At 62.0% G+C, this 11398-nt stretch carries 11 protein-coding genes; 6 read left to right on the top strand and 5 right to left on the bottom strand.

The annotated features are described in order from the left end of the window. Positions 1-70: 70 nt before the first annotated feature. The 5 genes from panB to ACE3NW_RS06815 form a co-directional block, all read right to left on the bottom strand. Positions 71-904 carry a 3-methyl-2-oxobutanoate hydroxymethyltransferase gene (gene panB, locus ACE3NW_RS06835; RefSeq protein ID WP_374281741.1) on the bottom strand — a complete coding sequence of 278 codons (834 nt, stop codon included), beginning with the start codon at positions 902-904 and terminating at the stop codon, positions 71-73. Further along, on the bottom strand, positions 901-1788 hold the full coding sequence (gene speB / locus ACE3NW_RS06830; RefSeq protein WP_374281739.1) for an agmatinase: 888 nt from the start codon (positions 1786-1788) through the stop codon (positions 901-903). The genes panB and speB overlap by 4 nt, the downstream gene beginning before the upstream one ends. A gap of 270 nt (positions 1789-2058) precedes the next feature. Beyond that, on the bottom strand, positions 2059-2595 hold the full coding sequence (locus ACE3NW_RS06825) for a hypothetical protein (protein ID WP_374281737.1): 537 nt from the start codon (positions 2593-2595) through the stop codon (positions 2059-2061). A 10-nt stretch (positions 2596-2605) separates the two neighbouring features. Then, positions 2606-3373, bottom strand: coding sequence for a trans-aconitate 2-methyltransferase (locus tag ACE3NW_RS06820; protein ID WP_374281735.1), 768 nt, complete (start codon positions 3371-3373; stop codon positions 2606-2608). 105 nt (positions 3374-3478) lie between these two features. Then, positions 3479-4750: a multidrug effflux MFS transporter gene (locus ACE3NW_RS06815; protein WP_374281732.1), complete on the bottom strand. Its 1272-nt coding sequence runs from the start codon at positions 4748-4750 to the stop codon at positions 3479-3481. Between the two features lie 129 nt (positions 4751-4879). Between ACE3NW_RS06815 and ACE3NW_RS06810 the strand changes: the two genes are divergently transcribed. From ACE3NW_RS06810 to ACE3NW_RS06785, 6 genes are all read left to right on the top strand, one after another. Then, positions 4880-7243: a UvrD-helicase domain-containing protein gene (locus ACE3NW_RS06810; RefSeq protein ID WP_374281730.1), complete on the top strand. Its 2364-nt coding sequence runs from the start codon at positions 4880-4882 to the stop codon at positions 7241-7243. 1 nt (position 7244) lies between these two features. Continuing rightward, positions 7245-8309, top strand: coding sequence for a thiamine-phosphate kinase (gene thiL / locus ACE3NW_RS06805; protein ID WP_374281728.1), 1065 nt, complete (start codon positions 7245-7247; stop codon positions 8307-8309). 1 nt (position 8310) lies between these two features. Continuing rightward, positions 8311-9204 (top strand): glycosyltransferase family 2 protein, encoded by an 894-nt coding sequence (locus ACE3NW_RS06800; protein WP_374281726.1) that lies wholly within the window; start codon positions 8311-8313, stop codon positions 9202-9204. Between the two features lie 12 nt (positions 9205-9216). Then, positions 9217-9849 (top strand): class II aldolase/adducin family protein, encoded by a 633-nt coding sequence (locus tag ACE3NW_RS06795; protein WP_374281724.1) that lies wholly within the window; start codon positions 9217-9219, stop codon positions 9847-9849. Positions 9850-9979: 130 nt separating this feature from the next. Further along, on the top strand, positions 9980-10771 hold the full coding sequence (locus ACE3NW_RS06790) for a DUF4198 domain-containing protein (RefSeq protein ID WP_374281722.1): 792 nt from the start codon (positions 9980-9982) through the stop codon (positions 10769-10771). Between the two features lie 106 nt (positions 10772-10877). Beyond that, on the top strand, positions 10878-11384 hold the full coding sequence (locus tag ACE3NW_RS06785) for a hypothetical protein (RefSeq protein ID WP_374281719.1): 507 nt from the start codon (positions 10878-10880) through the stop codon (positions 11382-11384). Positions 11385-11398: the final 14 nt, after the last annotated feature.

Here is an 11398-nt window from a genome sequence, read left to right as displayed (position 1 = left end):
CCAGGCCCCGGCCAAAATGCAGAACGCCCGCGATCGCGGGCGTTCTGCATTTCAAAATCTGTAACGTAGGCTACTTGAGCTTTTTGAGGGTCTTTTCCATGCCTTCGGGCAGGGGGTAGCATTGGTCCTCGGTGGGAAAGGCCCCGGCCCGCACTTCGCGGGTGTAGGCTTCCACCGCAGAGCGCAGGCTTGCGCCCACCTCGCCGAAACGTTTGACGAAACGCGGCAGCTGGTTCAGGGTCATGCCCGTCATGTCCTGCCACACCAGCACCTGACCATCGCAGCCAGCGCCCGCGCCAATGCCGATAACCGGTATGGCAAGAGCCTGGGTCACGCGCTCGGCCAGGGGCGCGGGCACGCATTCAAGCACCAGGGCAAAGGCCCCGGCATCCTGAAGGGCACGGGCGTCGTCCAGCAGTTTTTGGGCAGCGGCCATGGTTTTGCCCTGCACCTTGAAACCGCCAAAGGCATTGACCGATTGCGGCGTAAGCCCCAGGTGTCCCATCACGGGAATGGCCGCCCGTGTCAGCGCCCGCACCTCGGCGGCGAATTCCGCGCCGCCCTCAAGCTTGACCGCCTGGGCGCGGCCTTCGATCATCAGCCGGGCCGCGTTGCGCACCGTGTCTTCCACCGAAACATGATAGCTCATGTACGGCATGTCGCAGACCACAAGGGCCTTTTGCGTACCGCGCGCCACGGCGGCGCAGTGCCGCACCATGTCGTCCACAGTGACAGAAAGCGTGTCAGGATAGCCCAGCATCACCATGCCCAGCGAATCGCCCACCAGCAGGGCATCCACACCGGCCATGTCCATGACCCGGGCGGTGCTGTAGTCGTAAGCGGTCAGCATGACCAGCTTTTCGTGCCCCTTGGCCTCGCGAAAGGTTACAACGGTGTTTTTCATGCCTGCTGCTCCTTGAGGTTGGCATCGTGGGCCAGGCCCATGATGAGGTGGGTAAGCTTGGCTGCCGTAAAATCGGCGTGGTGCAGGCCCTCGATGGGGGCCAGCTCCACCACATCCAGGCCCACCACGCGCCTGCCTGCCACGCAGCGTTCAAGAATATACTGCGCCTCGCGCCAGTTTAAACCGCCGGGCGAGGGCGTGCCGGTGGCGGGCATGATGGAAGAATCCAGCCCGTCCACGTCAAAGGTGATGTAAATGTTCTTGGGAAAATTTTCGGGCAGGGGCTGTTCCGGCATGCCCACGCGGGCGAGAAAATATCCGTCGTAGTGCGTTACGCAAAACTGCTTGCGGATCTCGGCTTCTTCCCGGCAAAAATCGCGCACGGCAAACTGGGTGAGCGGCAGGCCGAGATCGGCCACAGCCCTGTACATGACACTGGCGTGCGAAAAAGGGCTGCCCTCGTACTGGGGCCGCAGATCGGCGTGGGCGTCAAACTGCACAACGCCAAAGGGTTCGCCGGTTTTTTCCGCCTGCCTGGCCAGCGCCCGCAACGCGCCCAGCGTAACCGTATGTTCACCGCCCAGCACCACGGGCACGGCCTCGCAGGCAATGGCATGGGCCACGGCGGCCTCGATATGGTCGAGGGTTTCGGTTATGGGGCCAGTGCAGTCAATGGCCTGCGTGGTATAAAATCCCGCCTCGCCGGGTACAAAACCGCTTTCCCAGGCTTCGAGCTGGTGCGATGCGGCCAGCAGGGCCTGCGGCCCGTTGGCAGTGCCGCCGCCGTAAGAAACACTCTGCTCCAGCGGAACGGGAATAATATGAAAGCCAGCCTGAGCGGGTTCGCTCTGCGGATATTCTGAAGCCAGAAACTTGTCTTGCATGTAGTCCTGCCGTGATTTGACATAAAAAAACGGCCCGCTTGGGGAGGCAGGCCGTTTTGGTTGGAGGAGGCTGTCAGCAAAAGAAAGGAAGGTACTTTCCATGCTGCAATGGGCGTGCCAAAAAAGCAGCGCAGCGCTATTCATTTAACATGCTGCTTTTATTGACAAAATATAAACAACCCCAAGGCTGCCCGTTAAAAAAGTTTAACTGACCCTGCCTGCACCCTGCCTTGGGAGCACAAATCTGTACAAAAAATTTTTCTCGCGCAGTTACTGAACCGAACCTTCTTCCGGCGCGGCAACTGCGCCCTGCACAGAGATGGAGAGCTTTTCGGCCAGTTCGCGCGCGGCGGGCGTATTGCGCCATTCGTCAAACAGGCGCTGCCAGCCGCCAAAATCCACAAAACTGCGGTCAAGCTGCTCTTCGTGCATCTGCACCCATGTGTTGAAAAGCTGCATCTGCACCTGGAACGTTGCGCTTTCAAAAATCATGGCCGCCGAATCCCGCACGATAACCTGGCCGTCCACATGGGCCAGCACAAAATTGCACACGGCGCTGCGCGAGGATTCAAAGCTCACTTCCTGCCCGTTCAGTTCTTCTGCCATGGGCAGCAGGCGGGGGAACAGCTGGCTGATGCGTTCCATCCCCTTGACCGGAATGGCAATGAACAGCGCGGGCTGTCCGTCCTTGCCCTTGGGGGCGTCGGGCTTTTCGGTGATAAAGTAAAAACGCAGCCAGTTTTCGAACATTACCGCTTCCAGAACCTTGGCAACGCCGGTCTGAAATTGCTCTTGTGCTTCGGGCATGGAGACTCCCTTAATGTTTTACGGCCACTACCCGCAGCCGCCGATAATCAGCTATCCACTGGCCGCCGTCCCACAACGATGCGCGCAAGGCATCGGCAACGGCGGCAAAAATTTTTTCCTGCGCGGCAGGGGGTACGCAGTCCAGATCCTGGGCAAAAAACTGGCCCATCCAGCTTGCAAGGCCTTCGTTCCCGCCCTTGAGCGGGGTCGGCCTGTCGTATTCTTCTGCCTGCCGCACCGAAAAGCCGTGCCGGGCGAGCAGGGCCGCGTACTCGGCTGCCGACGGGAAATAAAAGCGCTCGCTGTTCAGATAGGCCGGGCCAAGGCCCTCCCCGGCCAGCGCAGCCTGAAAGGCCGCCGCAAAGGCCGCACGCAGCCGCCCTATGTTGCCGCGCGCGCCAAATTCGCACACCAGCAGGCCGCCGGGGCGCAGCACCCTGGCCATGGTTGCGGTCAGGCGCTCCTGATCTTCAATCCAGTGCAGGGCGGCATTGGAAAAAATGGCGTCCACGCTGCCGCTCCACGGCATATCGCAGGCATCCATTACCATAAATTCCACCTGCGGCAAACGCAGCCGGGCCTGAGCGATCATGTGGGGCGAGGCATCAATACCCACCACGCGCGCGGCCCTGGCCGTCAGCGGGCCTGTGAGCGCACCCGTGCCACAGCCAAGGTCAACGGCAAAACCCAGCCCGTCCGGCAGCAGCCCAAGCAGATTTTCGCCATAGGCGGCCACAAAGTCGTGCTGCTGGTCATAAAGCCCGGCATTCCAATCCATGATTCGGCTTCTCCCTGCGCAGCGAAAAAAAGCGCAAGCGCCACCTGTTGTAAACGTCAGCGCACAGCGCGTCAATGCGGCTGGCCCGTTTAGGGCAACCGCACCCTAGGGCTGCGCCCCCGGCTCGTCGGGGCTGGCCTGCCTGAGCTTTTTCAGTTCGCGCTCACCCGCATAGCCAAGCAGGGCCGAGGCAACGCCAGTTACCGCGCTTACAATGCCCAGGGGCAGGGCCGTGCCGCCCCCTGCCAGCCCCACCAGTGGCGAGGTAAGCGCGCCAAAGATAAACACCGACACCCCCAGTATGCCCGATGCCGTGCCCGCACCCACATTCTGCGCACTGATGCCCAGGGTAAAGCTGGTGGGCAGGGTCATGCCCTGTAGGGCAATCATGAAAAACAGGGCCACAAGCAGGGGCAGGGGCGAGGCAGGCGTGACCACTGTTACGGCCAGTACCCCCAGACAGGCTACGGCACGCAGGGTATTGCCGATGCGCAGCAGGCGGGCCTCGCCAAGGCGGCGGGCATTGCGTGCCGTGCCAAAGGCAAAAAACATGAGGCTCAGGGCATTGCAGCCAAAAATGAGGCTGTAGTGCTTGGGCGAAAGGCCGTACATGCCCTGCAACACAAAGGGCGAGGCGGCCACGTAGCCAAAAAAACCGCCCATGGTAAAGCCCTGCACTCCCACGTAACACATAAAGGGCTTTTGCCGCAGCAGCGTCCCCATGGCAGTCCACGAGGAGCGCAGGCCGCCGTCACGGCGCATGCCCTGGGGCAGTGTTTCTGGCAGGCCAAAAACACTGAGCACAATCAGCAGCACGCCAAAACCCGTCAAAAAATAGAATATGGCGGGCCACCCGGCCAGCGAAGCCAGCCAGCCGCCCAGCATGGGCCCGGTGATGGGCGCTATGCCGTTGACGACCATGAGCAGGCTCATGAAATTGGTCAGCTCTGCCCCGCGAAACAGATCGCAGGCCATGGCGCGGGCCAGCACAATGCCACCCGCCCCGCCAAGCCCCTGGGCAAAACGCAGGGCAATAAAGCTGTTGCCCGTTTTGGCCGCAGCACAGCAAAGTGAGGCCAGTGTAAAAAATACCAGGGCCACAAACAGGGGCTTGCGCCGCCCGGTAGAGTCGGAAAGCGGCCCCACAAAAAGCTGCCCCAAAGCCATGCCCAGCAGGCAGGCAGTGATGGTCAGCTGTGTGGTTGCGGTTGAAATGGAAAGATCCGCTGCCAGTGCAGGCAGGCTTGGCAGATAGGTATCGGTACACAGGGGGCCAAAGGCTGCCATCAGGCCCAGCAACAGGGCCAGAAACAGCCTGCGGCGGCGCGGCAGCCGTGAGCCAGCCCCCAAAATATAATCATTTTCTGTAATATGCATGCGTGTCCTTTGTGATCTGCACGGGTCTGGGCTGGGCTGATATTCCTAACCAGCGGGCACAAAGTCAAGGCCGGGGAATGCCCCCGCGCGGCTCTGGTATGCGCTGCCGCCTTATGCTACCGTGTACCCATGATTGATTACGCTCAAGCCCTCAACGAAGCCCAATACGAGGCAGCCACCTGCGGTGACGGCCCGGTGCTGGTGGTAGCTGGCGCAGGCAGCGGCAAAACCCGCACCATTGTCTACCGCCTGGCATGGCTGGCAGAACACGGCGTGGAACCAGATTCCATGCTTTTGCTCACCTTTACCCGCAAGGCAGCGCAGGAAATGCTGCACCGCGCGGGGCTGCTGCTCAATCAGGGGCTGGCGGGCGTGCAGGGCGGCACATTCCACGCCTTTGGCTTTGGGGCTCTGCGCCGCTGGAAACCCGCGTGGCTTGGCGACAGGCCCTTTACGGTCATGGATTCCGCCGACATCAACGAGGCGGTCAAGCACTGCAAGGATCAGCTCAAACTGGGCAAGGGCGACAGGTCTTTTCCCAAAACGCAGAGCATTGTGGGCCTGCTGAGCAAGGCCCGCAACAAGGAACTGCCTCTGGACGAAGTGCTGCGGCGCGAGGCCTTTCATCTGCTGCCCCATGCCGACGGGCTTGCCCGTCTGGGCGAGGCCTATACTGCCTACCGGCAGGAAAAAGGCCTGCTGGACTACGACGACCTGCTCTTTGAACTTGAGAACCTGCTGCGCCACAACGAACTGGCGGCCTCCTCGCTGCGGCAACGCTTCAGCCACATTCTTGTGGACGAATATCAGGACACAAACCTGGTGCAGGCGCGCATTGTACGCCTGCTGGCAGGGCCGGAACAGGGCCCCCCCGGCAATGTCATGGCCGTGGGCGACGAAGCCCAGTCCATCTACGCCTTTCGCGGGGCCAATGTTCGCAATATTCTCGATTTTCCCACGCTGTTTCCCGGTGCGCGGGTGGTGCGGCTTGAAGAAAACTACCGCTCCACCAAACCCGTGCTTGACGTGGCCAACAATCTGCTGGCCAACGCTGCGGAATCGTTTCGCAAAAACCTGTTTACACGCAAGCAGGGCGGCGACCCGGTGCGGCTGGTTACGCCCCTCAGCGACATGAGCCAGGCCAAGCTGGTGGTGCGCAGGGTGGAAGAACTGCTGACAAGCCATCTGCCGCACGAAATCGCGGTGCTGTTCCGCGCGGGCTTCCATTCGTACAACCTTGAAATGGCGCTCAACCAGGCGGGCATTGCCTTTCGCAAGTACGGCGGGCTGCGCTATACAGAGGCAGCCCACGTCAAGGATGTGATCGCCTACGCGCGCCTGCTGCTCAATCCTCTGGATCTGCCCGCCTTTGGCCGTGTGGCAGCCCAGCACAGCGGCATTGGCCCCAAGACTGTGGAAAAACTCTATGCCGTGGCCCGCAGCGGCGACCCCAAATCCACAGAAAAAGCCTTTGCCAAGTATCCGGGTTTTCTGGAAGACATGCGCTTTGTGGATGATCTGCGCACCCGGCCCGTGCCGCCCTCGGCAACCCTTGCTGCCGTGCTTGAGCACTACCGCCCGCGCCTTGAGGCCCTTTACCCCGAAGACTGGCCCCGCCGCCAGCAGGGACTGGAAGAAATCATCCAGATGGCCTCTGGCTACACCGAGCTGGATCTTTTTGTGGCCGATCTGGCACTTGAAGCGCCGGAAGAAGACGAGGCCGACAGCAACGAGGGCAAGATCACCCTCTCCACCGTGCATTCGGCCAAGGGGCTGGAATGGAACGCGGTTCTGGTCATTGATCTGGTGGAAGACCGCTTTCCTTCGCGGCATGCACTGTCGCGGCCAGAAGATTTTGAAGAGGAACGCCGCCTCATGTACGTGGCCTGCACGCGGGCCCGCCAGTGCCTCGACCTCTACGCCCCGGCCTCGCTCTACAACAGGGCAGAGCGCGGCACGCAGCACGTGAGCCAAAGCCCCTTTGTGCGCGAGCTTGCGCCGGGTATGGTTGAGGAATGGGTGGAAGGTTTTGGCGGCACGCTTTCGCGCCGCAGCGCCGGCGGTATTGGCTTTGGCCGCAAAACGGCCATGGCCGGGGCTGGCAACACAACGCCCGCACCGGGATTTTCCGGCGGCTTGCTGCCACGCCCGTTGCGCCCGCCTGTGCCGACAGCCTACGACGACTGCCAGCTGCCGCCGGACGACGCACCCGCAAGGACCGCCCGCGCGGCTGGCCTTGCCACAGACCGGCCCGCAGACAGGCCCACAGACAGGCCCGCAGACCACCCCGCAGGCAGGCCCACAGACAGGCCTACAAATCAGGCCGCAAAGCCGCAGGCCACCGCAAACGAAGGCGAACTGTGCTATTGCCGTCACCGTATATTCGGGCGCGGCAAGATCATACGCCATCTGCCGCCAGACAAGGTGCAGGTGAACTTTCCCGGTTTCGGCCTCAAGATCATTCTGAGCGAATATCTGATTCTGGAGAGCTAACATGGCCACGCCCCACGCTTCAGCCCCCCAGGGCGCACTTTCTGAAGACAGCATACTGGCTTGTCTGGGCAGGCATTTTCCGCAGACCGGGCCATCGCTGCTGCTGGGCCGTGGTGACGACTGCGCCGTGCTCAAGGGTACGCGCCCGCTGGCGGTCAGCAGCGACATGTTTCTGGAGGACGTACACTTTCGCCGCTCGTACTTTACCCCCGCAGAAACGGGCTACAAGGCCCTGGCTGTCAATGTGAGCGACCTTGCAGCCTGCGGCGCGCGTCCTGTCGGCTTTACCCTGTGCCTGGGCCTGCCGCGCTGGGTGGACACCGCATGGCTTGATGCCTTTTTTTCCGGCATGGCAGGCCTTGCCGCCGGGCACAACATGGTGCTGGCCGGGGGCGACCTTTCCAGCTGCGAGCGGCTGCATATTTCTGTAACCGTGTGGGGCGAACCGGCAGACCCCGGCAATTTCCTGACCCGTGGCGGCAGCATGCCGGGCGACGTGCTCTTTGTGGTGGGGCGGCTTGGCCTCGCCCGTGTGGGCCTGAGCATGCTGGAAGCCCAGGGCCGCGCCGCCATTGAAGACTGGCCTGCGGCCTGCGCCGCCCATCTGCACCCCGAACCACAGGTGGATGCGGGGCTCATGCTGGCACGAGCGGGTTTTAACGCACGGCCCCCGGCGCTGATGGATGTTTCAGACGGTGTCATGCGCGATCTGCCCCGCCTGCTGGGCCTCACCGGCGAGCTGAGCGCGGGCGGAGCCTCCGGGCGCGGCACACTGGGAGCAGAGATTTTGCTGGCCCGTGGCCAGTTGCACCCGGAAGTGGTGCGCCATGCCGAAATTCAGGGCAAAAATCCTGTTCACGAGGCCCTGCTGGGCGGCGAGGACTATGCCCTGCTGGGCACGTGCGCGCCAGACATGCTGCCCCCCCTGCACGCGGCCATTCCGGGGCTTACGAGCATTGGCGTTGTCACTGCGGGCGGCGGCCTTGTGTGCAACAACGAACCTCTGGACAGGCTCGCGTCCTTGCGGGGCTTTGACCATTTTGACAGCAGCCCGCAGGGGGCCTGACGTGCGCGCGCACATTGGCGTAGTTACCTGGAACAGGCTTGAGCTTACGCAGCTCTGCCTTGCCAGCCTGCTGCAAAAAACCCCGCCGGGCTATGGCCTGAGCATTGTGGACAACGGCAGCACAGACGGCACGCAGATATATTTACAGGATCTGGCCCGCGCCCATCCGCACGTGCGGCTGCACCTTTTGCGGCGCAACATGGGCGTGGCTGTGGCCGCAAACCTCGCCTGGGACGATGCCGCCGGGGCGGATTTTTACGTCAAGCTCGACAACGACGTGGAAGTGCTCGACCCGCAGTGGCTCAACCGCCTCATGCACATGCTGACCGACAATCCCCGGCTGGGCATGGCGGGCTACAGGCTTTTCTCCAGGCATGAGGGTACGCCCATTGTGCTGGCCGACGACTCCACCGCTCTTGCTGTGCCCTGCTGCAACGGCGCCTGTGCCTGTATTCCCCGCGCCGTACACGAACAGCTTGGCTTCTGGAACGAGGGCTTTGGCCGCTATGGTTACGAAGACCTTGAATACAGCTGGCGTGCCCGCAAGGCGGGCTACACACTGGCCTACGCCCCACAGCAGGATGCCCTGCTCCACCTTGGAGCAGAGCCGGAATTTGTGGATCCGCAGCAGGAAGACCGCAAGCGGGTCAGCCACACCGCCGACCTTTCAGGAACCAAGGCCTACCTCATGTATCTGCTGCTGTATGAAAAGGGCGTCATCCCCCTCAAGGTGGGGCGCAAATATCTGCCCGCCATGGGCGCAGAAGGCCCGACCTTTACCCTCAACCCCGCTTACAAGGCGCTGCAACGTCTTATGGTGCGCCTTGTCAGCAGCGTGGATGCCAGTCAGGTGGGCGAGCTTTCGCAGCTTGACCTGAGCGGCTGGCAAAAATAAAGGAACTTTTCCATGAGTACTCCACAGCAGGCCGCCCCTTGCGGCGCAGAACAGCTTTGTGTGCCTGCCAGCATGGCCGAGAACTTTCGGGCTGTGTGCCGCGATGCCTGGAAACAGGGGCTGCTCTCTGGCTGTAACGGCAATGCCAGCCAGCGTTTGGGGGACACCACGCCCAACCTCATCTGCATAACCCGTAGCGGTGCGTCCAAGGGAAGGCTGACGGCCGCCGACTGCTGCCTAATGGATGTGAACACCGGTGCTGCCGTGCTTGGCGGGCCAGCATCCACAGAATCGGGCATGCATCTGGCCATCTACCGCGCCCGGCCAGACTGCTCTGCCATTCTGCACACCCACCCCCGCCGCCTGCTGGCTCTGAGCCTGCGCCTGGCCGGTAGGCAGGAAGACTTTTTGCGTCTGCCGCTTTTTGAGGCCGACGTGTGGCGGGCAAAGCTTGGCTTTGCCCCTGCCCTGCCCCCCGGTACGGCAGAACTTGCCGAGGCCGTGGCCCAGGCCGCCAGCGGCAAGGATGCCGTGTGGATGGCCGGGCATGGCCTGTGCTGCCTTGGCCGCACTCTGGGCGATGCCTTGTGCCTGGCCGAAGAACTGGAGCACCTGGCAGCCTTGCAGATACTGGCCACGGTTTGACAATAAATTTTAAGCGCCTCTGTTTGCCCGCCTCTGGCGGGCTTTTTCATTTTCTTATGTGTTACGACTTGCAAATTCGTATTCATAGCTATAACATGTATTAAATTTTCGTAACACAGAGGAGCCCCCGATGACACATTTCCGCACCCAGCTCTGCACCGCACTGGCCCTTGTGGGTCTTATGCTTTCCACCGGCGCGCAGGCGCACGAATTCATTCTCAAGCCCGATACCGCCACCCCCGCCGCAGGGCAGAAAACCCGCCTTCAGGCGCAGGCGGCCCACGTGTACATGGTCAGCGAAGAGGCGGAACAGCCCGCCAATGTGCGCCTGTACGTGCTGCAAAACGACAAGAAAACCGACGTTACCCTGACCGAAGACAAGGCCCTTCTCGCTCTGGTGGGCGATTTTACCCTGGCCCAAAACGGCCCTGCCCTGCTTGTGGGCCATCGCCTGCCCCAGATCTGGTGCGAAACCACCCAGGGCGAAATGGAAGGCAGCCGCGCCGCCCTTGAGGCCAAGGGCATGAAGATCAAGTCTTCTGGCAAGTACGAAAAATTCGCCAAAACCCTGCTCAACCCCAGCCATGATGACAAGCTGTATGGCAAGGCCCTGGGCCAGGATCTGGAGCTGGTGCTGCTCACCAATCCTGCTGATGTAAAGCCCGGCAGCCCCCTGAACGTACAGGTTCTGCTGCACGGCAAGCCCGTGCCCAATGCCACCGTGGGCCTGACCCACGATGCCTACAGCAAGGAACAGGACACCTACAAATTCAAGGCTCAGACCGACGCGCAGGGCAAGGCCTCCTTTACGGTAGACGCCCCCGCCCTGTGGATGCTGCGCACCACCGTGGTTGAAAAGACCCCCGGTGCGGATGCCGACGAGCACCACCGCCGCGCCGTCTATGTTTTTCCCGTAAAGTAGTCGGGCAGCCCACACGCAGAGCTGGTTAAGAAATCAGGCGGAGAGAGCTGGTGCTTTCTCCGCCTGCATGGCTTTTTGCCACAACTGTTTGAGCAAGGATTGCCTGATGCACTCTTTTTATACGCGCAACGTGGCCGCCATTGTTCTGGGCACCCTGCTGCTGGCCCTTGGGGCTTCGCAGGCACATGCCCACGCCCTGTACGCGGCCCATACATGGCAGGGCACTTTGGCCCTGGTGCAGTTTGCCTATGCGGGCGGCGAAAAGCCCACCTATGCCAAGGTGGAGGTATACAGCCCCGCCGACAGCAAGGTAGAATTTCAGAACGGACGCACCGACGCGCAGGGGCGTTTTGCCTTTATGCCCGACGCGCAGGGGCAATGGCGCATCATCATGGCCGACAACATGGGCCACAGGGTAGAACACGCGGTAGACGTCAGCGCCGACCCCACCGCACAGCAGGCCGCTGGTCAAAATGCAGACAATGCCGCATCTGGGGCAACGCCCGGCGTTGGCGGCTTTTCCATACCGCTGCGCATCTTGCTGGGCCTGAGCCTGCTGGCCAACATGGCCCTGATTGCCGCCGCACTGCGGCGCAGGCAGAAGCGCTGCTGAGCAAGCCAGATTTT

Source organism: Desulfovibrio sp. (assembly GCF_041907885.1).
Classification (GTDB): Bacteria; Desulfobacterota; Desulfovibrionia; order Desulfovibrionales; family Desulfovibrionaceae; genus Desulfovibrio.
This window is presented reverse-complemented; position numbering and strand designations above follow the sequence as displayed.

What these genes read in the sequence shown, in the direction of transcription:
- ACE3NW_RS06825 (WP_374281737.1), bottom strand. Translation starts at nt 2,595, where the DNA reads ATGCCCGAAGCACAAGAGCAATTTCAGACCGGCGTTGCCAAGGTTCTG.
- ACE3NW_RS06790 (WP_374281722.1), top strand. Translation starts at nt 9,980, where the DNA reads ATGACACATTTCCGCACCCAGCTCTGCACCGCACTGGCCCTTGTGGGT.
- panB (WP_374281741.1), bottom strand. Translation starts at nt 904, where the DNA reads ATGAAAAACACCGTTGTAACCTTTCGCGAGGCCAAGGGGCACGAAAAG.
- ACE3NW_RS06795 (WP_374281724.1), top strand. Translation starts at nt 9,217, where the DNA reads ATGAGTACTCCACAGCAGGCCGCCCCTTGCGGCGCAGAACAGCTTTGT.
- thiL (WP_374281728.1), top strand. Translation starts at nt 7,245, where the DNA reads ATGGCCACGCCCCACGCTTCAGCCCCCCAGGGCGCACTTTCTGAAGAC.
- ACE3NW_RS06785 (WP_374281719.1), top strand. Translation starts at nt 10,878, where the DNA reads ATGCACTCTTTTTATACGCGCAACGTGGCCGCCATTGTTCTGGGCACC.
- ACE3NW_RS06820 (WP_374281735.1), bottom strand. Translation starts at nt 3,373, where the DNA reads ATGGATTGGAATGCCGGGCTTTATGACCAGCAGCACGACTTTGTGGCC.
- ACE3NW_RS06815 (WP_374281732.1), bottom strand. Translation starts at nt 4,750, where the DNA reads ATGCATATTACAGAAAATGATTATATTTTGGGGGCTGGCTCACGGCTG.
- speB (WP_374281739.1), bottom strand. Translation starts at nt 1,788, where the DNA reads ATGCAAGACAAGTTTCTGGCTTCAGAATATCCGCAGAGCGAACCCGCT.
- ACE3NW_RS06810 (WP_374281730.1), top strand. Translation starts at nt 4,880, where the DNA reads ATGATTGATTACGCTCAAGCCCTCAACGAAGCCCAATACGAGGCAGCC.